This is a genomic window from Phenylobacterium sp. (assembly GCF_028290885.1).
Taxonomy (GTDB): domain Bacteria; phylum Pseudomonadota; class Alphaproteobacteria; order Caulobacterales; family Caulobacteraceae; genus Phenylobacterium.
The window spans coordinates 1-19,367 of the sequence record NZ_JAQGIZ010000092.1 but is presented as its reverse complement, the minus strand read 5'-3'; the positions used below and the strand labels follow the sequence as shown (position 1 = coordinate 19,367).

Here is a 19,367-nt window from a genome sequence, read left to right as displayed (position 1 = left end):
CGGAAGGCAGGGAGAGGGATGTTGGATCGCATAGCCACCGTCATCCTCTGCGGTGGGTCGTCGTCACGCATGGGGAAAGACAAGGCGCTCCTCGATTGGCGCGGCGTCACCGCGCTCGACCATCTGGCGGCGCTCTCGCGGGAAGTCGGCATCCGGGTGGTGCTGACCGCAGGCGCAGACCACGGCCTGCCCGCCGTGCTGGACGCCGCCCCCGGCGAGGGTCCGTGTGGGGGCATCCTCGCCGCGGCGCTTCGGCTGCGGGCGGACGGATATGACCGAGCGCTCATCCTCGCGGTCGACGCGCCGACGGTGACCGCTTCCGATATCCGGCCGCTTCTGGAGGCCGGCGGTCCGGGGGCCGCCTACGAGGGCCTGCCGCTACCGATGGTGATCGACCTCGCCGCCGTCCCCCCCGACACCGAGGCGCAGTGGCCGCTGAAACGGCTGGTGCAGGCCGCGGAGCTTGTCGTCCTGCCGTGCAGCGACCAGGCGAGGCCGAGGCTCAGGGGCGCCAACACGCCCGAAGAACGCCTGCGCTTGCTGGCCGACCCGGACTGACAGAGCCGCCGGCCTTCAGGATATCCGATCCGGCCGCGTGAAGACCTCGAATCCGTCGCGCCTGGCGACGCCGACCAGCGTCATCGCGGCTTGCTCCGCCGCCCTGATCGCCAAGGCCGTCGGCGCCGACACCGCGACGAGCACCTGGGCGCCCATGACCGAGGCCTTCTGCACCATCTCCACCGAGATGCGGCTGGTCAGGAACAGGGCGCCGTCAGGCTGGGGCTTGTCGGAGGCCGCCAGCGCCCCGACGAGCTTGTCCAGCGCATTGTGACGGCCCACGTCCTCACGCAGACAGGTAAACCCGCCGGACATCGCCCACCACGCCGCCGCATGCACCGCCCGCGTCGCGGCGCCGAGCGTCTGATGCTCCGGCAGCGCCTCGAGCGCCGCGCCGATGTCGGTCGCCGAGATGCGGAGACCTTCCGGCGCCTTCGGGGTGGCGCGCATCGCCTCGCCCAGGCTGTCGATGCCGCAAAGCCCGCATCCGGTCGGTCCCGCGAGATAGCGCCGCCGGCTGGCGAGCGTCTCGGAGCGAGGGCGGGAGAGCCACATCCGCGCCTCGATCCCGAGCTCGGTCTCGACGACCTCGAGGCTTTCGATTTCCGAGGCCTCGGCGATGATCCCCTCGGTCAGGCTGAAGCCCAACGCCAAGTCTTCAAGGTCCGCCGGCGTGGCCATCATCACCGCCGTCGTCGAGCCGTCGTGCACCAGCGCGACGGGCGTCTCCTCCGGGACCTCGCGGTGATCCTGCGCCGCACCGTCTCGGCCAATGCGCAAGACAGGCGCCGAGCGGCTGACTGAGATGGATGGACCTGGATGGATCTGGCGAAGGGTCATGCTGGGCTCAGTTCGGTTACGGGTCCCACGGCGCAAGGCACCTTACATGCCACAAGCCCGCCTGTTGACAGCTTGGACGGGACGGACCGGACGCGCGCTTCGAACTCACACAGTCAGACGCCGGCCGTCGGCGTCAGCGCAAGGCCCCGCGACGCATCGCGTCGTCCTAGTAGCGGTCGGCGGCAAGCTTGGTCGCTTCGCGGTCGGACGGCAGGTCCTTGGCGTCCCACCCGCCGCCCAGCGCACGGACCAATCCGACGGCGGCGAGCTGTCGGCGCGTCCTGTAGTCGAGCGCCGTCTGCTGAGCCAGCAGCAATGCCGTCTGGGCGGTCACCACTTCCAGATAACTGGTGGCGCCCATCTTGTAGAGGGTGAGCGCGACGTCGAGGGTGTGCTGCGCCGCCGTCACGCCGTCCTCTTCGTCCGTGGAGGCCTCGGCAAGCAGGCGCAACAGGGCGGCCTGGTCCTCGACATCCTGGAAGGCCTTGAGCACGATCGAGCGGTAGTTGTCGCCGGTCTCCCGCAGTCTTCCGTAGGCGGCCGATTCCTGCGCCCTCAACAGACCGCCCTCGAACACCGGCAGCGTAAGGCCGGGGCCGATCGTCCAGAAGGCGTCCGGCACATTGAAGAGGCTCAGTTTGGTGGACTGGAAACCGCCCAGCAGGTTCAGCGTCAGCGAGGGGTAAAAGGCCGCGCGGGCGACCCCGACGCTGGCGTTGGCGGCCTTGACGAGGCGCTCGGCGGAGGCGATGTCGGGCCGGCGCTGCAACAGGTCGGACGGCACCCCCGTTGGAATATCGGGCGCCGTGAAGGCGATCACCTTGGGCGGAATCGAGAAATCGCTGGCGGGCTTGCCCACCAGGGTGGCGATCGCGTGCTCCAGCAGCGCCCGCGCCGCAAGCTCGTTGGCGAGGGCGGCCTGGGCGGTGCGAAGCTGGGTCTTGGCGCGCGAGACATCCAGGCTCGACACGATCTTGCCCTCGAAGCGGCGCTCGGTGAGGTCATAGGCCTTCTGATAGGCGGCGACCGTGTCGGTCAGCAGCTGGTCCTGGGCGTCGGCCCCGCGAAGCGACAGGTAGTCCGTTGCGAGCTCCGCCTGCAGGCTGAGCCGCATCGTCGCCAGATCGGCGGCGCTGGACTGGGCGGTGGCCCGGCCTGCCGCCGCGATGTTCCGGAGCTTGCCCCAGAAATCGATCTCATAGGAGGCCGTGATCCCGGCCTGGTTTGAGCCGTAGTAGGTATTGGCCGGGCTGACCCGCAGCGGGCGGTCCTTCGATTGCCGGTTTGTCGACAGTTGCGCGTTGGCGTCGACCAACGGATAGAGGACCGACGCTGCTTCGGCGGCGAGGGCGCGCGCCTGGTCATAGCGCGCGACCATCGCCGCCAGGTCCTGATTGGCCGTGTCGATCTGCGGTTCCAGCTCGTTCAGGGTTTCGTCGCCGAAACGCGCCCACCAGGCGCCCCGGTTCAGGTCGTCGGCCGGACGCGCGGGCTGCCAGGGCGCGGCCTCCTTGTAGGCCACGGGCGTCGCGACGAGCGGCACGCGGTAGGGCGGTGCGAGATTGCAGGCGGTCAAGGCCAGAAGGGCGGCGGACGCCAACAGGCGATTGCGTGACATGGCTCACTTGCCCTTGGCGGGCGGCGGCGTGGCCGCTGCGAGCTTTACGGTCTGGCCGTTCTGGAGCGTCTCGGGCGGCGAATCGATCACCCTGTCGGACGGCGAGAGTCCGGCGACGACTTCGACGCTGTCTCCGAGATCGCGCCCAAGCTCGACGGACCTCATCGCCACCTTGCCATCGGCGCCGAGGACGGCGACTTGCGTGCCCCGGTTGCTGGGCACCATCGCCGACGCCGGCAGGCGCACCGTGTTCGGTCTGGCGGGCAGTTGGAAATGCACCTGGGCATAGGCGCCGGCGAAGAGCTTGCCGTTGGGGTTGTCCGCCTGCAGCTGGACGAGCGTGCTGCGTGAGGTGGCTTCGACTGCGTTGGACGAGGCGACCACCACCGCGTCGAAATGTTGGCCAGGAAACTGCGGCAGATCGAACGTCGCCTTCAGGCCGGGCAGGAGGTCGGCCGACAGCGACTGCGGCGCCTGGATGTAGATCCGGACCTTGTGCAGGTCGGCCACCTCGAACAGTCCCTGGCCCTGGCTGCCGGAATTGATCAGGGCGCCGATGTCCGTCTTGCGCGCAGTCACCACGCCGTCGAACGGCGCGACGACCCGCTTGAAGGATTCCATCGCCTGCAGGCGCCGCACATTGGCGCGCGCCGCGTTGAGCATCGCTCTCTTCGCCGCAGCGTCCGCGGTCTTCGTGTCGGCGTCCTGCTGCGCCACCGATTGCGAAGGCAGCAACGCCTGCCAGCGCGCCGCGGTCAGCGCCGCCAGGTGGTCATTCGCCTCCGCGGTGGCCACTTCCGCCTTGGCCTGTTCGAGCTGCTGATCGAGGTCCGGCGTGTTGATCGTCGCCAACAATTGCCCGGCCTTCACCTGAGCGCCGATATCCTGGTTCCAGCCTTTGAGGTAGCCGGTGACCTGCGCATAGATCAGTGCACGGTTGTAGGGTTGGATGGTCCCCGGCAGGGTAAGGGTCTCAGGGGCGGTGCTGCGGACCAGCTTTACCAGCGACACGGTGGGAACGGCTGTCTTGCTGATCTCGCTGGAGAGCCCGCGTCCCGCCAGGACTCGCTGCGTGACACCGGTCACCAGGATGACGGCCGCGATGCTGAGCGCGACGGCGCCGATGATCATGAGGCCACGACGACTGGGGGGCTTCACGGGTTCCGTGGACATCTGCCGCTCCTTCCTGGCTCAGGCGCCGGCTGGGATGGCGGAGGGGTCTGGGGCCCGGCGGACGTCCTCGGCGCGCGCGCGTGCACGAAGGCGAATATGGTCGGCGCGAAGACGAGGATCGCGCAAGTCGCGAACAACGGGCGGCCGACCACAGCGCGGCCACCCGCGGCGTTCTGCCCGGGCAGCAAGGCCATCATCGGAATCATCCCGATGACCATCGCGAGCTCCGTAAAGCGCGACAGCGCCGATCGTCATGACGCGCTTACGGTTACGGCTGGGAGGCCTCACGGGTTCCACGGACATCTGCCGCTTCTTCCTGGCTCAGGCGCCGGCTCGGGTGGCGGAGGGGTCTGCGGACGGGTCTATGGCCTCGGCGGACGTCTTCTTCGGCGCGGTCTTCGGCGCGCGCGCGTGCACGAGGGCGAACATGGTCGGCACGAAGACCAGGGTTGCGCACGTCGCGAACAACAGGCCGCCGATCACAGCCCGGCCAAGCGGGGCGTTCTGCCCCGGCAGGATGGCCATCGGAATCATCCCGATGATCATCGCAAGCGCCGTCATGATGACGGGCCTGAACCGCGTGCTGCCGGCCTCCATGGCGGCGGCGACCGCGTCCATGCCCTCGGCCATTTTTTCGCGGGCGAAGGCGATCACCAGGATGGAGTTGGCGGTGGCGACGCCCATGCACATGATCGCGCCGGTGAGCGCCGGGACGGAGAGCGTCGTGCCGGTGGTGAACAGCATCCAGACGATGCCGGCGAGCGCGGTCGGCAGCGCCGTGATGATCACAAACGGATCGAGCCACGACTGGAAGTTGACGACGATCAGGAAGTAGATGAGCACGATCGCCAGGGCCAGGCCGGCGAACAGCTGGATATAGGCGCTCGACATCGTCGTCACCTGGCCGCGCAACACGACGGTGGAGCCGTGTGGCACGTCGTGCGCCGTCGCCTTGATCGCGCCACGGATATCGCTGGCGATGCCTCCGAGGTCCCGCCCCTGCGGGGTCGCGTAGATGTCGATCACCGGGCGGACATTGTAGTGGGTGACAAGGGCGTCGCTGGGCGCCCGATTGATCGTGGCCAGCCCGCCTAGCAGTTGCGGCATGGTTTCGGGTCCGGGTCCGGTTAAGGCTCCGGATCCGGTTGCGGTTGCGGTTGCGGGCGAGGTTCCCGCCGTCAATGGGATGTTCTGCAACGCCCCCAGGGTGTCGATCTGGGTCTGCGGAGTCTCGATGGCGACCGGGTAGGAGACTCCAGTCTTGGGGTTCAGCCAGTAGGTCGGGCTGGTCTGCGTGCTTCCCGACAGGGTGTCGAGCATGGCGGTGGCGGCGTCGCGCTCGGTGATGTTCACCAGGCCCGCCAGAGAGCGGTCGACGTTCACGTTCAGGGTCGGCTGCTCGAAAGCCTGCTGGATGCGAGGGTCGGCGACTCCCGGGATCTTGCTGATCCGGGACAGCAGCTCGTTGGCGTACTTGCGGTTCGCCTGCACATTGTTGCCGATGACCTGCAGATCGATCGGCGCGGGCGCGCCGAAATTCAGGATCTGGCTGACCATGTCGGCCGGCAGGAAGGAGAAGGTGACACCCGGGAAGAGGGCCGGAAGCTTCTCCCGCATCGTCCGGACATAGTTGGCGGTCGGCGCGTGCTTCGGCCCCAGGCTGATCAGGATGTCGGCGTCCGCGGTGCCGATGGTCCCCGAATTGTTGTAGGCCATGTTGATGCCGCTGACGCTCGTCCCGATGTTGTCGACGACCCCGGCCAGTTGATCGGCCGGGATGATCTTCTGAATCGCCAGATCGACCCGGTCGGTGAGCCTGGTGGTCTCCTCGATCCGGGTGCCGGTCTGGGCCCGGACGTGCAGCTTGATCTGGCCGCCGTCGACCGTCGGGAAGAAATCCTGACCGAGCATCGGGGCGAGCCCCATCGAGAGCAGGGCGACAATCAGGAAGCCGGCGATCAGCTTAAGCCGGTTCTGCAGCGCCAGCTGCAACAGGCCGCGATAGTGTTGCCGCACGTCCTCGAACCGATGTTCGAAGCCCTTCTGGAATCGCACCAGGGGATTTCGGCTCGGGTGAGCCGAGGGATCGCCGCCCTCACCCTCCCCGCTCGGCGCTGACCGGGCCAGGAGGCGGTTCGCCAGCGTCGGCACCAGGGTGTAGGTCAGCACATAGGATGCGATCAGCGCGAAGATGACCGCTTCGGCGAGCGGGCGGAACAGGTAGCCGGCGATGCCGCTCAGCGCGAACATCGGCACGAAGGCGATGCAGATGCAGGTGAGCGAGACGGTCGCCGGGATCATGATTTCGTGCGCGCCGTTCACGATCGCCGATTCAATGTCCTGACCGAGGTCGAGGTGTCGGTTGACGTTCTCGATCGTCACGGTGGCGTCGTCGACGAGGATGCCGACCGCGAGCGCCAGGCCGCCGAGGGTCATGACATTGATCGTCTCGCCCAGCAGCGAGAGCGCCGATATCGACGACAGGATCGCCAGCGGGATCGAGATCGTGATGATCAGCGTCGAGCGCCAGCTGCCGAGGAACAGCAGGATCATGGTCGCGGTCAGCGCCGCGGCGATTAGCGCCTCGCGGACGACGTCCGACACCGCGCTGGTCACATATCCGGACTGGTCCCCAATGGGCGTCAGCTTCAGGCCCGGCGGCAGGGTTGCCTGGACGCTCGGAAGGCGCGCCTTGATGCCGGAGATGATGTCCAAGGTTGAGTTCGCGCCGCCCTTGATGATCGACAACAGGACGGCGTTCTTGCCGCCGACGTGGACAACATTGGTCTGCGGCGGGGCGCCGTTGTGCACATAGGCCACGTCGCGCATGTAGATGACCGCGCCATTGACCGTCTTGACCGGCAGATCGTTGAACGCCGCGATCGTCTGGGGAGAGTCGTTCAGGTTCACGGTGTAGTCGAACTTCCCGATCTTCTGGTCGCCGACCGGGGTGATCTGGTTCTGCGCCGCCAGGGCGTTGACGACGTCGTTCGCCGAGAGCCCGTAGGTGCTCAGCGCCTGCTGATTGAGGTCAGCCTGGACCTGCGGGACCAGGCCGCCATAGGGCAGAGGGATCGCCGCGCCGGGGACCGAGGTAAGCTGCGGGCGGATGAAGCTGGTGGCCTGGTCAAACAGAGCCTGCTGGGAGAGCTGATCGCTCGACAGCGCAATCTGCAGGATCGGGACGCTCGCCGCATCATATTGCAGGATCAACGGCGGGGTGATGCCGGCCGGCATCTGCTTGAGAACCGTCTGCGACATGCCAGCGATCTGAGCCATCGACTGGTTGATGTTCACGTTCGGCTGAAAGAATATCTTGATGATGCCGTAGTCGGTCATCGACTGCGACTCGAGATGTTCAATGTTGTTCACGGTGGTGGTGGCGGCGCGCTCGAAATAGGTAACGATGCGTCCCGCCATGTCATCTGGCGGCAGGCCGTTGTAACTGAAGACGACACTGACCACCGGGATATTGATGCTGGGGAAAATGTCCTTCGGCGTGCGGAATATAGAAATGACGCCGAAAATCAGAATCAGCAGCGCCATGACGACGAATGTATAGGGGCGGGCCAGGGCAAGTTTTACGATTCCAATCATTTCATGTCTCCCGCTGAAGCCCGTTCGCCACCGAGGAGCCGAGCGAACCGCCCGGCCGTCGTTCCAAGGTTAGGGCCCGACCGGCGCGCGGGTCGTTGGCCGATCCCTGAGTTGTTGTGAGAAAGGCTGAGCAGGTCATGGCGTTGGCAGGCTTCAAGTCCTCGACCGGGCGGCGCCCCGGTCGAGGGGGTCAGGGCACGGATCACCTGCCGATATCTGGCGGGATGGCAAATTTTAGTCCTCGCGCGAGATCGCGCAAGCAGGACCACGGGCCAAGTCAGCCTGGGCGTTTCCGTTATCTCGTTTGGGGCCGGGAAAAGGGGTGATCCACTCAGCTCTACACGTTCGCTCAGAATTACTCATGAGGACTCAGGGGTTCACCAAGGAGTTTGGCGTGGCGCGTCGAGTACATGCTGACCTGCATCAACGCCGTTATTTGTCTGAGCGATCGGCCGTGACGGTAAAGCTGCCTTGGCCAATCCCACCGGGGTTCGCGCTCAGGCTTGAAAAACGCGCCGCGCGCAAGGGTCTTCGCAGGCGGCGTGACAAACGGAGACCGGACCGAAATGCGCGAATTTTCCCGACGCAACATCTTGGCGGCCACTACGGTCGCCGGCGCGACAACGGCGATTTCCACTGCGGCGAGGGCGGCGCAATTCGGCAATCCGGACCGTCCGTCTGAGGGCGCCGTCAATGTGACCAACCCCAAGGCGCTGACCAACCCGGGGCCTCAGAACCCCGCCCTGGCGAGCCAGCTTCCCACGGCCGGCAATCCGCCTCCCACCGACATCAACGGAATGCCGGCGTTCTGGTCGTCGTTCAATATTGCGCACAAGCGCATCCAGGACGGTGGGTGGGCGCGACAGATCACCCAGGACGATTTTGCGATTTCCGAGGATGTCTCGGGCGTGAACATGCGGCTGGGGCCCGGCGGCGTGCGCGAGCTGCACTGGCACCAGCAGGCCGAGTGGGCGGTCATGACCGATGGCAAATGTCGCGTCACCGTGCTGGACGGCGACGGCCGCGCCGCCGTGCGGGACGTAAAGGCGGACGACCTCTGGTATTTTCCAGCGGGACTTCCGCACTCGCTGCAGGGCCTGGGACCGAGCGGGGCCGAGTTCGTCCTGGTGTTCGATAACGGCAAGGCGTCGGAGTTCAACACCCTGCTGCTGACGGACTGGATCGCCCACACTCCGCCGGAGGTCCTGGCGGAGAACTTCAACCTTCCGGTCAGCGTCTTCCAGAACAGTCCCGTCGACAACCTGTGGATCTACCAGGGCGCGGAGCCGCCGCCTCTCGCCCAGGTCCAGCGGGAGGTTGCTTCCCCCCTCGGCGAGCCGGACCTCGAGTTCACGTTCTCGACCAGCAACATGGCCCCCACTCGGCAGACGCGCAGCGGATCCGTGAAGATCATAGACACGAGGAACTTCCCGGCATCCGCCACCATCGCCTCGGCCATTGTCACCATCAAGCCGGGCGGCCTGCGGGAACTGCACTGGCATCCGAACGCCGACGAATGGCAATATTGGATCAAGGGGAACGGTCGCATGACCGTGTTCAACACCGGCCCTGCCGCGATGACCCTCGACTTCAAGCCCGGTGACATCGGCTATGTGAAGAAGGGCCTCGGCCACTACGTCGAGAACACCGGCTCCGCCGACATCGTCATGGTGGAGACCTTCAAGGCCAAGCAGTTCGCCGAGGTCTCCCTCGCACAATGGCTCGCCTGTTCGCCCCGGCAGATGGTGGCCGAGACCTTGAAGATGGATCCGCGTCTCATCGAGCAGATCTCCAAGAGCCGGCCGGACGTCGTCCCCGCCTAGAAACCGGGCACGAGCGCAACGTCAGCAACGCAGGGTCCCGAACATGCCCCCGCCCTCGGATATCGCCTTCGCCCAAGCAAACGGGAATCTCCGCAGCAACGCGGGCGATGCCGCGATCACGGGCGCCCGCTTTGCGCCGAAGCGGCGGATCGGCCTTCGACTGCCCGCGGTCGCCGCCCTTTTCGTCGGTCCTGGCGCCTTGGCGATGCTGGGCGAGAACGACGGGCCGAGCATGCTGTCCTATGCGACCAGCGGGGCCACCTACGGTCTTGGCTTCCTGCTTCCGTTCATCCTCCTGACCTTCGCGGCCGCCTACGTCGTTCAGGAAATGGCCATGCGGGTGGGCGCGGTCACCGGGCGAGGCTACGGTGAACTGGTCTTCCAGAGGTTTGGCCGTCTGTGGGGCTGGACCTCAGCCGTCGACCTGGCGCTCACCAACCTCATCACCCTGATTACCGAAGTCATCGCCATTCGTCTGGGCATGGGCTTCTTCGGCGTGCCCCCCTGGGCGGCCGTGGCTTGCGCCGTGCTCCTCGTGGCGATCGGCTCCTGGGGAGGCCGGTACTCGACCTGGGAACGGCTCGCCGCGGGCCTGGCCGTCTTCAACCTGCTGTTCGTGGCGGTCGCGATCTTCGCGCGCCCCTCCCCTGACCACATCCTGAACTCCATAGCGACCTGGAGCCCCCTGCCAAAAGCGGCCGGCGCCGCGTTTTTGATGATCCTGGCGTCCAACATCGGCGCCACGGTCACGCCCTGGATGCTGTTCTTCCAGCAGAGCGCGTCGGTGGACAAGGGAATGAGCCGGCGGGACGTCCGCCGCGGGCGCCAGAATACCGCGATCGGGGCGGTCATCGCCGCCGTGACGGGATGCGCCGCCCTGGTGGCCGCCACTCCGCTGTTCAGCCATCACATCGACATGTCCCACTACCAGGGCGGAGCCGGCTTCGCGGAGGCCCTGCGTCCGATCATAGGCGCGCCAGGCGCAGCGCTGTTCGCCCTGGGACTCGTGGAAGCCGGGGCGGTCGCCATGCTGACAATCTCCGCCAGCAGCGCCTATTCAATCGCGGAGATGATCTCGGGCGCGGGCAGGAGCTTCAATGCCTCGCTCGCCCAGGCCCCGCTGTTCCACGCGACAAATATCGGCATCGCGATCCTGGCCGGCCTGGTCGTCCTCATCCCTGGCGCGCCGTTGCTGACCCTTTCGCTCAACGCAAACCTGCTAGCGACCATCCTGATGCCCGCGGCGCTGGTCTTTCTGCTCATCATGAGCAGCGACCGTCAGATCATGGGCGCCGACGCCAACAGCCGGACCACGACGGTGCTGGGTGTGGCGATCGCCGTGTTGGTCGCCCTCGCGGGCTCCGCCTATGCGGTGGCGGGGTTCCTCAGCGCGCTCGACATTCACCCGTTCTAGGAGACAATCGCCATGACCAACACCAACTCCGATCGTGACCGGATGACGCGGGCGCAATCAGCCTCGATTCCGTTTCCGCCGATGCAGCTGAGCCGGGGTGCGCAGGCGGCCCTTATCGGCCTTCGCGTGCTCATTTGCCTGACCACCGTCATGGCCGTCTTCACGATCGTGCACGCGCCGGGGCTTTAGGTCGGGCCGGCCGCCCCTCTTTACAGAACAAGAATCGCCGACCGTTGATCCGAACGGCCCTTTCGCGCATTGAAGGGAGCGGAGAGCCAGGGCTGCAGGGATCGGTCGCCGTCCATTGGGGCGCGGCGAACAGGGAGGGTCGGACATGAGGGCTCGGGATTGGGTGCTCCACGGTAGCGCCTTGGCCGCAATTCTGGCGTTCGGCGCGGTGGCGCCGGCTGAAGCTGCGCCAGCCCACAAGAAGCCGGCGCACAAGACTGCCCGGACAGCGCGCGAAGATCACATGACGACGCTGGCGAGCGACGTGCAGGCGCTGAAGGACAACCTGGCGGCGGAAACCGCCGCGCGGGTGGCGCTGCAGGCCCAGGTCCAGGCCGCCTCGGCCCGCGCCGACGCAGCGGAGGCCGCGGCCAGCTCGGCCCGCAGCGAGCTGGCGGCCTTCCAGGACGCGCAGATCAAGACCATCCCGGCCCAGGTCGCCGCCGAGGTGAAGAAGGAGCGGCCGACCGACGCCTTCTATATGCGCGGCGTAAAGATCACGCCGGGCGGTTACCTCGAATTGGCCGGGATCTACCGCGAGCACAACCTGGCCAACGACATCTCCACCGCGTTCAACACCATCCCGTTCCCGATTACCCCGCAGGGCCATCTGGCGGAATACCGCTTCTCCGCCCGTCAAAGCCGGATTGCCGCCCTGGTGGAGGGCAAGGTCACATCGGACATCACGCTCAGCGGATACGGCGAGTTCGACTTCCAGGCCGCAGCCCAGACCGCCAACTCTAACGAATCCAATTCCTACAATCCGCGGATCCGCCAACTCTACGGGACGGTCGACTGGGCAGACTCCGGCTGGCATCTGCTGGCCGGCCAGACCTACTCGTTGGTGGTCCTGGACTCCAAGGGCATCACGCCGCGCAACGAGGTCATCCCGGTTACCATCGACGGCCAATACACCGTCGGCTTCACCTGGACGCGCCAACCGATCGTGCGGCTGACCAAGGACCTGCTGGACAAGCACCTGTGGATCTCGGTCTCGGCGGAGAACCCGCAGACCACCTTCACCGGAGCCGTGCCGCCCGGCGTCATCGTAACGATCAACAACGGCGCAGGCTTCTTCGCCGGGGCCACCAACACCCTGTTGCCCGCAACCCAGTCGCTCAACCACGTCCCGGACTTCGTCGCCAAGGTCGCCGTGGAGCACGACATCGGCGCCCACCACCTCCATGCCGAGGTTCTGGGTCTGGCGCGGGATTTCTATCAGCGATACACGGGCCTCACTAACAAGGACGTCTGGGGCGGCGGGCTCGGAGCCGGCCTATCCTTCCAGGTGATCCCCGGTCTCTTCGACGTCCAGGCGTCAGGGCTTTGGGGCCAGGGTATCGGCCGCTACGCCACCGGGCAACTGCCCGACGTGACCTTCGCCGCCAACGGCCAGATCAAGCCGATCCACGAAAGCGTCTTCCTCTTGGGCGGCGTCGTGCACGCCACCAAGGCCCTCGACGTCTGGGCCTACGGGGGCCAGGAGCGCGCCAGCCGGGCCGCCTACGGCACGTCGTTCGGCTACGGCAACCCGAACTTCCTGAACACAGGCTGCGAAATCGAGGGCTCGGCGCCGACGACATGCATCGGCAACACCCGGGTGCTGAAGGAGGTGAGCGCAGGCGTCTGGGACACCTTCTATGCCGGCTTCTGGGGTCAGGCGCGCGTCGGCCTGCAGTACTCCTATATAGAACGGGACGCCTTCAGCGGGGTCGGCGGCGCGCCAAAGGCGCACGAGAACATGGTCCTCACGAGCTTCCGCTACTATCCGTTCCAGTGACGGCGCAGCGCACCACCCGCGCCCAGCCGCTCCGTAGGCTGGGCGAAGGCAGTGCGGTCAAGCATAGACCTGGGCCACGGAGTCAAACTCACCGCTTTCCGTGAGCTTGGACATGGCGTAGGCGCGCATCGTCTGGAGCAGGCGAAAGCGCGGCGTTGGCTGAGAGTCGTCCCGGACGACGAGAGACTTGGTGACGAGGTTCGCGACGCTGGCCGGGACCTGCGACGCCGCCACGTCGTCGTTCGCCGCGACGGCGCTCGCTTCCTCCATCGTGAAGTCACCGCCGAACACCGCAAGGCGCCGCATGACGGCGCGCTCAGCCTCAGACAGCAGATCGTAACTCCAGTCGAGGGTTCCCCGCAGCGTCTGCTGCCGTGTCGGCGCCGTGCGACGGCCGTCCGTGAGCAGACTCAGTTGGTCATCGACCCGAGAGGCGAGCCACTCGACTCCCAGCGCGGCCGCGGTCGCCGCCGCGAGTTCGATCGCCAGGGGGATGCCGTCGAGCCGCCGGCAGATCTTCGCCGCGGCAGCGCCTATGCGCGTGTCGGCGTGCGAGCCCGGCTCGGCCGCGAAGGTGCGCGCGATGAACAGCCTTGCAGCGCTGTGCCGCATCAGCTCCGCGATCTCCTCGGCAGCCTCGGGCGGCACGTCGAGCGACGGCACGCGGTAGACCCATTCGGCTTCAGCCCGCAGCGGCTCCCGGCTCGTTGCGACCACCTGCAGCGACGCGTTGGCATGCAGGAGCGCTTCGACGATCACGGCCGCGGCGCCGATCAGGTGCTCGCAATTGTCGAGCACGAGCAGCATCCGCTTCGAGCCGAGCGCCTTGGCGAGGCCGTTTGGCGAGGTCGCCGTATCGTCGAGACCGAGGGTCGAAGCGATCGCGGGCAGCACAAGTGCGGGATCCGACAACGGTCCGAGTTCGACGATCCAGACGCCATCGGCGAAGTCCTCAAGCACGCGGCGTCCCAGTTCGAGGGCCAGCCGCGTCTTGCCGATACCGCCGGCGCCGACCAGCGTCACAAGGCGGTTTGCCGAGACGAGCGCTGCGATGTCCTCAAGCTGGACCTCGCGCCCGATGAGATCCGACGTGGCCGCCGGAATGTTGTGGTGCGGTTTCGAACCCGGGACCTCGGCAACCTCGCGACCAACTCCCTCGAACGCTGCGTCGGCCTGGTGGGTGCGGGCGCGAGGCGCCGGGGTTGTGAGCTCGGCGACGAACCGGTAGCCACGGCCCGAGACGGTTCTGATGAAGTCGCGATCTTCGCCAAGCGCCTTGCGCAAGGTCGAAATCTGGAACTGCAGGCTATTCTCCTCGACGCAGGTCGTCGGCCAAACGCGGGTGAGAAGCTCGTCCTTGGTGACAAGCAGGCCGCGGCCTTCGATCAGAGCAAAGAGAACGTCGATCGCGCGACTGCCCAGCGGCACGGGCGCTCCGTCGGCGAGAAGCTCGCGGCTATAGGTAAGCAGGGTGAAGCGTCCGAACCCAATTGCGCGGGGAAGAGCGCCATCGCTCCCAACGGGCTCGCTGGACATGCGACTGTCGGTGTCAGCGTCCTCTGCAAGGGTGGATTGACCGAGGACCGAGGGCCACGCGACTCCAGCGGGCCCCAGATCTGAGGTCCGGAACGAGTGTTGGTGAAGGTTTGATTGTGCGTGAGTCATCGGGATCTCCCGTCTCGCCATCACTTCTCGAGCGCCGCCTGGACGCATGCGAGCAACTGACTTTCATCGAACGGCTTGGGCAGGTAGGACTGGACGCCGGCCCGCAGAGCGCGCCTGCGCTCCCTTTCGTCGGCATAGGCGGTGACGAGAATCGTCGGGACCGTCTCGCCGGACGCGACCAGCTGGCAAAAAAGCTCGATCCCCGACATGCCGGGCATTTGCACATCGGCGATCAGGCAGTCGGTGCGGTGACGAGTTTCCGAGCCCAGGAAGCTCGCGGCTGATGCAAACGCCTCGGGCAGAAAACCATAGGCTCTCAGAAGACCCGCGATGGCCTCCCGAACCAACCTGTCGTCATCTACGATCGAAATCAGAGACTTCTTGACCAACATCGCAGTCCTACCTCGGCCCAATTAATAGGTCCGGGCCGTGGGCGGCGCCTATTGGACGTTGGTCGGTTTGTACTGACCGATAGGACGGATCGACGTCGATTCAGGCAAATGGAACCTACACCAAGGTATAGAACGGCCGCGCCTTTGGATCAGCGCTCTGGCGCGCCCCCGGCGCGAGAGGCGTCCCATCGCCTGGGATTCAGGCTCGGGATTCAGGCCCGGGATTCAGGAATGTCGATCGAGCGGCTCATCCTCAATCGCGAGGGTGAACTGGAGCACCGCGCCGCGGGGGGTGTTCGGCGTCGCCCAGAGCCTGCCGCCGTGCGCCTGAACGATCGAGCGGCTGATCGACAGTCCCAATCCGGTTCCGTGGCGCTTCGTCGTCACGAACGCATCGAAGATCTCTGCCGTCGGCTGCGGCGGCAACCCCACGCCGGTGTCGCTGACGGAGACCAGGATCTCCTTACCGGCTGTTCGTTCCGACGCGATGGCGAGCTCACGTGCGCCATCCACATCCTTCATCGCATCGATGCTGTTCGCGATGAGGTTCACCATGACCTGCTGCAGCTGAACGCGGTCCGCGGTGAACTTCTGCCAGCCTGACGCGAGCGACGTCCGGATCGATATGCCGTACCGCGTTGCTTCGCTGGCGAGCAGGACAATGGTCTCGTCGATGACCTCGTCCATGTCGACCAGCTCGCGCTGGGGCATGCCCGTTTTGAAGAAGAGCCGGGTCCGGCTGATGATTTCGGAGGCGCGCGTTCCGGCCTCGACGATGCTCCTTGTGGCCTCACGCGCTTCCTCAAGATTCGGCGTGTCGCCGGCAAGCCAGCGCAGGCAGGCATTGGCGTTGGTCACGGATGCGGCGATCGGTTGATTCACTTCATGAGCGATAAAGGCGGTTAGCTCCGCCATTGCGGTCACTCGGCTGAGATGTGCGAGATCCTCGCGCGCCGCCCGCAGATCCTCTTCGGCCCGTTTGCCGGCCTCCTCTGCGCGCCGTTTCATCTCCAGCAGCCCGGCCACCAGTAACGCGGTCGCCAGGAAGACCACGATCCGCAAGCTGTCGGTCGGGAGGAAAGCGGGCTGAAAGACCCTCTTCAGAAACAGGACGTCGAAGGCTATGGCGCAGAGGGCGGCGCAAAGGAGGCCCGGTCCCAATCCGCCGACGAGGCTGCTTACCGTGACAGCCAACAGGAAACTGGAGGCGGGCGCGTCAATGGGCCAGGCGACCGCCAGCGCGACAGCGCAGCACAGGATCGCCAGGCCGTATCGTTGGAACCTCGAAAGGTCATTCACCCGCTGGCCGACCCAGGCGGCCTCTCGGCGCCGTGGTGGAGCGCCTGCACTCGGTGACAAGGACTCATCGGTAACCATTGGTGGACCGGACCTTACCCACCGACATCTTCAACCTCGACGTCGGAGCATCGCCAGCAGGCAGTACATTATCGCCGAATGCGGCATTCAGCCACGCGCCTTCGGCAGCGGCCGCCGGCGGCGCGGGTGGGACGTTTGATCGCGCGGCTGCTCTACATTATCTGGAGACGCGGGTCGCGGTTCGATGGCCCGTGGTTAGCCGCTTGGTCGATCACATGAAGCGCAGGTGGAGTGTCGGAACAGGGGTTCGCCGCTGCCGCGATCACGCGCGCGCGGTGGCGCCCAATGGCTGAAGCAGCCGACACGGTCATTGTGATCGACGACGATCCCGATGTGCTGTCGGCCTTGGGCCGGCTGTTGCGATCCGTGGGCCTGCAGGGCGCCCTCTACGGCACGGTGTCGGAGTATCTCCAGGCGGGGCGACCCGAGGGGCCGGCGTGCCTGGTCCTGGACGTGAGGTTACCCGGTCAAAGCGGGCTGGATTTCCAGCGCGAACTCACGAGCGCCGGCGCGCGGCTGCCGATCATCTTCATCACGGGGCACGGGGATATTCCCATGTCGGTGAGGGCGATCAAAGGCGGCGCCATCGAGTTCCTGACCAAGCCGTTTCACGAGCAGGATCTGCTGGATGCGATCCAATCGGGGCTCGAACAGGATCGCATCCAGCGCCAGCGGGACGCGGCCGCCGCGAAACTTCGGACCAGCTTCGACACGCTGACGCCGCGCGAACGGGACGTGATGGCCCTGGTCGTTGGGGGACGCCTCAACAAGCAGATCGCCGCCGAACTCGGCCTCAGCGAGATTACCGTCAAGGTCCACCGGCGCAGCGTCATGCTCAAGATGGCGGCTGCATCCCTCGCGGACCTCGTCCTGATGGCGGAAAAACTGAACATCGTCAGCTGACGCCGGCCGCGCCGGCGGCGGATGGCTCGACGGGGAGCTTTGGTCCTCGCTGGCTTCCGCCTTCAGTGGCGGACGATGGGCGTTCGGTGCACCAGCCCGTAGCCCTTGAGGGCGTGGTCGATGCAGTCCGCGCACGCCGATCCATCCTTCAGCGCGCAATTGGCGCAAGCATTGGCTGCGGCCAGGAGGGTGGTGTCGGGGTGGTCCTCGTGGAGTCGGCGCACGCTCCGGATCATGATGCGTTGGTGGGCCATCGGGGCCTCCTTGCTGGCGGCGGGTGATCGCTGCAGAGGCCCCGCCAGCGGCCTATGCAGTGCGCCCAGTCCGCTCGCCTGCGCGGCCGAGCCTGCGGACAAGCAGAGGGCGAAGCCTTTGCAAAGCGTCGGCCAAATCTGAGCGGAAATCCCCGCGCTCAACCTGAGCTTCCGTAAGAAGAGCTGAGTAGTCTCTGTGGGCGCCGAAAGGGCGTTGTCGGCAGGTCCGCAACACCTGCCTCGAAGGGGCGAGGATCGTCCCGCCAAGTCCGAAGTCGACTGGCCGCCCTCCCCGAACATCAGCGAGGAACTGGCCGCCAGACCCGCGCCGTCGGGCGGGACATGCAGGTCATCGACGGATGACGGCGCTCGCCAGGCAGTCTCCGACGGTCGGACCGCGCCCCGAAGCCGCTCAGCTTTTCTCAAGCTAGCTCAGCGATCGGCCAAGGACTTCGGCGCGGTCCCGCCACTAGGTTCTCGCATGTCGCCTGGCGATGATCGGGCGGTGGTGATCGGCGGAAGGGTCCGCCGGGGCCCCGCCCGTCCGCAACCGCCGCGGCGATCGCGACTTCGAATACGAACCTGCTCCTCCCCCGTTGGCGGGTTCGTGCGCGGCCGGTCGGCGCCCCCCCGCCGGTCGCTCGCGGCCGGCCCCCACCTGAGGGCCGGCCGCGCCTTTTTCATCTGCGCCGGATGCGACCTCCGCAGGGCCTGGCGATCATCGGCAACTTGAGGCGAGCGCGCGACTCCTGACCGCGCAAGGCGAGGCCCGCGCGCCGCCGGGGCCCACTCAGATCATCTCACGATAGCTCAGCCAGCGGCCAAGGACTCTCCCACGAGTTGGCGGGATGCTCATGACGAACCCGCCGTCCTCCCCGTCGGGCTCACCTACGGCCGGCCGGCGTCATCGGCGGCCGCGGCGCGGCCGGCCCCCGGCGTCCGTCCCCCACCCGGGGCCGGCCGTGTCACTCGCAGAGCAATATGAAAGACCTTCAATGGCCGCCGCCGACACCGTCATCGCGACATTCGCCGACCACCCGGCGGCGGAACTGGCGATCGGCAAACTGGCCGGCGCCGGCTTTGCGCCGAAGACCCTCAGCATCGTCGGCCAGAGATATCACTCCAGAGAAAGATGATCGACGCTCGATTCGACGCCTTACTCGGATTTGAGCGCTTACTACACCCGGAACGTCCGTAACTATAGAAGATCAATCCCGCTTAATTACAAATCACACAACCAGGAGACAGAAATGAAACTATCATTGCTTGGCGCCGCCGTGTTCGCGACGACGCTCGCAGGCGGCCTGTCGGCTCAAGGAACGGCGCTGGCCGACCCGATCAACCCGCAAGGCGCGGCGCTCACCCAGGCCAGCTTCCTGCCTTACATGTTCGGCGGCAGACAGTTCTGCTGGTACGATTCCGCCTGGAGCGGCCCGGGCTGGTACTGGTGCGGCTACGAGTGGCGCAATGGCCTCGGTTGGGGCGGGGGCCGCGGCTGGAACGGCTGGCATCGAGGGGGCCGGGGCGGCGCGCATAACGGAGGCGGCGGCGGCCACACCGGCCTTGCGGGCGGACATCTCAACGGCGGCGCGCACATCGGCGCGAGCGGCGGCCAGATGGCCATGGCCGGCGGCGGCGGGCCGCACTTCGGCGCGGGTGGCGGCCGCATGGCCATGGCCGGCGGTGGCGCGCACTTCGGCGGAGCCGGGCACGTCGGCGGCGGCGGTGGCCACTTCGGTGGCGGC

16 protein-coding genes are annotated in these 19,367 nt (G+C 66.7%); 8 read left to right on the top strand and 8 right to left on the bottom strand.

Annotated elements, in window-relative coordinates:
* Positions 1–18: 18 nt before the first annotated feature.
* Positions 19–558: an NTP transferase domain-containing protein gene (locus JWP28_RS06905; RefSeq protein WP_299541444.1), complete on the top strand. Its 540-nt coding sequence runs from the start codon at positions 19–21 to the stop codon at positions 556–558.
* Between the two features lie 15 nt (positions 559–573).
* Here the strand turns inward: JWP28_RS06905 and fdhD are convergent, their stop codons facing one another.
* The 4 genes from fdhD to JWP28_RS06885 all read right to left on the bottom strand — a co-directional run bounded on the left by fdhD (position 574) and on the right by JWP28_RS06885 (position 7,786).
* Entirely contained in the window at positions 574–1,338 is a 765-nt protein-coding gene (gene fdhD, locus JWP28_RS06900; protein ID WP_299541442.1) for a formate dehydrogenase accessory sulfurtransferase FdhD, read from the bottom strand.
* Positions 1,339–1,564: 226 nt separating this feature from the next.
* Positions 1,565–3,016: an efflux transporter outer membrane subunit gene (locus tag JWP28_RS06895; protein WP_299541440.1), complete on the bottom strand. Its 1,452-nt coding sequence runs from the start codon at positions 3,014–3,016 to the stop codon at positions 1,565–1,567.
* A 3-nt stretch (positions 3,017–3,019) separates the two neighbouring features.
* Entirely contained in the window at positions 3,020–4,189 is a 1,170-nt protein-coding gene (locus JWP28_RS06890) for an efflux RND transporter periplasmic adaptor subunit (RefSeq protein WP_299541438.1), read from the bottom strand.
* Between the two features lie 321 nt (positions 4,190–4,510).
* A complete protein-coding gene (locus JWP28_RS06885; protein WP_299541436.1) occupies positions 4,511–7,786 on the bottom strand; it encodes an efflux RND transporter permease subunit in 3,276 nt (1,091 codons plus the stop codon).
* Between the two features lie 566 nt (positions 7,787–8,352).
* On the opposite strand from JWP28_RS06885, the gene JWP28_RS06880 reads away from it, so the two are divergent.
* The 4 genes from JWP28_RS06880 (at position 8,353) to JWP28_RS06865 (ending at position 13,031) form a co-directional block, all read left to right on the top strand.
* On the top strand, positions 8,353–9,609 hold the full coding sequence (locus JWP28_RS06880) for a cupin domain-containing protein (RefSeq protein WP_299541434.1): 1,257 nt from the start codon (positions 8,353–8,355) through the stop codon (positions 9,607–9,609).
* Positions 9,610–9,652: 43 nt separating this feature from the next.
* Positions 9,653–11,023: a divalent metal cation transporter gene (locus JWP28_RS06875; RefSeq protein WP_299541432.1), complete on the top strand. Its 1,371-nt coding sequence runs from the start codon at positions 9,653–9,655 to the stop codon at positions 11,021–11,023.
* Between the two features lie 12 nt (positions 11,024–11,035).
* Positions 11,036–11,212 carry a hypothetical protein gene (locus JWP28_RS06870; RefSeq protein ID WP_299541430.1) on the top strand — a complete coding sequence of 59 codons (177 nt, stop codon included), beginning with the start codon at positions 11,036–11,038 and terminating at the stop codon, positions 11,210–11,212.
* 283 nt (positions 11,213–11,495) lie between these two features.
* Entirely contained in the window at positions 11,496–13,031 is a 1,536-nt protein-coding gene (locus tag JWP28_RS06865) for a hypothetical protein (RefSeq protein WP_299541429.1), read from the top strand.
* A 57-nt stretch (positions 13,032–13,088) separates the two neighbouring features.
* Here the strand turns inward: JWP28_RS06865 and JWP28_RS06860 are convergent, their stop codons facing one another.
* From JWP28_RS06860 to JWP28_RS06850, 3 genes are all read right to left on the bottom strand, one after another.
* Entirely contained in the window at positions 13,089–14,567 is a 1,479-nt protein-coding gene (locus JWP28_RS06860; RefSeq protein WP_299541427.1) for a winged helix-turn-helix domain-containing protein, read from the bottom strand.
* Positions 14,568–14,716: 149 nt separating this feature from the next.
* Positions 14,717–15,088 (bottom strand): response regulator, encoded by a 372-nt coding sequence (locus JWP28_RS06855; RefSeq protein WP_299541425.1) that lies wholly within the window; start codon positions 15,086–15,088, stop codon positions 14,717–14,719.
* A gap of 225 nt (positions 15,089–15,313) precedes the next feature.
* Entirely contained in the window at positions 15,314–16,387 is a 1,074-nt protein-coding gene (locus JWP28_RS06850; RefSeq protein WP_299541423.1) for a PAS domain-containing sensor histidine kinase, read from the bottom strand.
* A gap of 363 nt (positions 16,388–16,750) precedes the next feature.
* Between JWP28_RS06850 and JWP28_RS06845 the strand changes: the two genes are divergently transcribed.
* Positions 16,751–17,368: a response regulator gene (locus JWP28_RS06845; RefSeq protein WP_299541421.1), complete on the top strand. Its 618-nt coding sequence runs from the start codon at positions 16,751–16,753 to the stop codon at positions 17,366–17,368.
* 62 nt (positions 17,369–17,430) lie between these two features.
* Here JWP28_RS06845 and JWP28_RS06840 read toward each other — a convergent pair whose 3' ends face one another.
* Entirely contained in the window at positions 17,431–17,622 is a 192-nt protein-coding gene (locus tag JWP28_RS06840; protein ID WP_299541419.1) for a hypothetical protein, read from the bottom strand.
* 995 nt (positions 17,623–18,617) lie between these two features.
* On the opposite strand from JWP28_RS06840, the gene JWP28_RS06835 reads away from it, so the two are divergent.
* Together JWP28_RS06835 and JWP28_RS06830 are read left to right on the top strand one after the other, a co-directional pair.
* Positions 18,618–18,758, top strand: a complete 141-nt coding sequence (locus JWP28_RS06835; protein WP_299541417.1) for a hypothetical protein — start codon at positions 18,618–18,620, stop codon at positions 18,756–18,758.
* Positions 18,759–18,872: 114 nt separating this feature from the next.
* Positions 18,873–19,367, top strand: a 495-nt coding sequence (locus JWP28_RS06830) for a hypothetical protein (RefSeq protein WP_299541415.1), incomplete at its 3' end; no start/stop codon positions are given.

Excerpts from the sequence above, each read along its gene's own strand:
- JWP28_RS06845 (WP_299541421.1), top strand. The coding sequence starts at position 16,751 with ATGGCTGAAGCAGCCGACACGGTCATTGTGATCGACGACGATCCCGAT.
- JWP28_RS06895 (WP_299541440.1), bottom strand. The coding sequence starts at position 3,016 with ATGTCACGCAATCGCCTGTTGGCGTCCGCCGCCCTTCTGGCCTTGACC.
- JWP28_RS06835 (WP_299541417.1), top strand. The coding sequence starts at position 18,618 with ATGGCCGCCGCCGACACCGTCATCGCGACATTCGCCGACCACCCGGCG.
- JWP28_RS06855 (WP_299541425.1), bottom strand. The coding sequence starts at position 15,088 with ATGTTGGTCAAGAAGTCTCTGATTTCGATCGTAGATGACGACAGGTTG.
- JWP28_RS06875 (WP_299541432.1), top strand. The coding sequence starts at position 9,653 with ATGCCCCCGCCCTCGGATATCGCCTTCGCCCAAGCAAACGGGAATCTC.
- JWP28_RS06840 (WP_299541419.1), bottom strand. The coding sequence starts at position 17,622 with ATGGCCCACCAACGCATCATGATCCGGAGCGTGCGCCGACTCCACGAG.
- JWP28_RS06860 (WP_299541427.1), bottom strand. The coding sequence starts at position 14,567 with ATGTCCAGCGAGCCCGTTGGGAGCGATGGCGCTCTTCCCCGCGCAATT.
- JWP28_RS06870 (WP_299541430.1), top strand. The coding sequence starts at position 11,036 with ATGACCAACACCAACTCCGATCGTGACCGGATGACGCGGGCGCAATCA.
- JWP28_RS06865 (WP_299541429.1), top strand. The coding sequence starts at position 11,496 with ATGACGACGCTGGCGAGCGACGTGCAGGCGCTGAAGGACAACCTGGCG.
- JWP28_RS06905 (WP_299541444.1), top strand. The coding sequence starts at position 19 with ATGTTGGATCGCATAGCCACCGTCATCCTCTGCGGTGGGTCGTCGTCA.
- JWP28_RS06890 (WP_299541438.1), bottom strand. The coding sequence starts at position 4,189 with ATGTCCACGGAACCCGTGAAGCCCCCCAGTCGTCGTGGCCTCATGATC.
- JWP28_RS06880 (WP_299541434.1), top strand. The coding sequence starts at position 8,353 with ATGCGCGAATTTTCCCGACGCAACATCTTGGCGGCCACTACGGTCGCC.
- JWP28_RS06885 (WP_299541436.1), bottom strand. The coding sequence starts at position 7,786 with ATGATTGGAATCGTAAAACTTGCCCTGGCCCGCCCCTATACATTCGTC.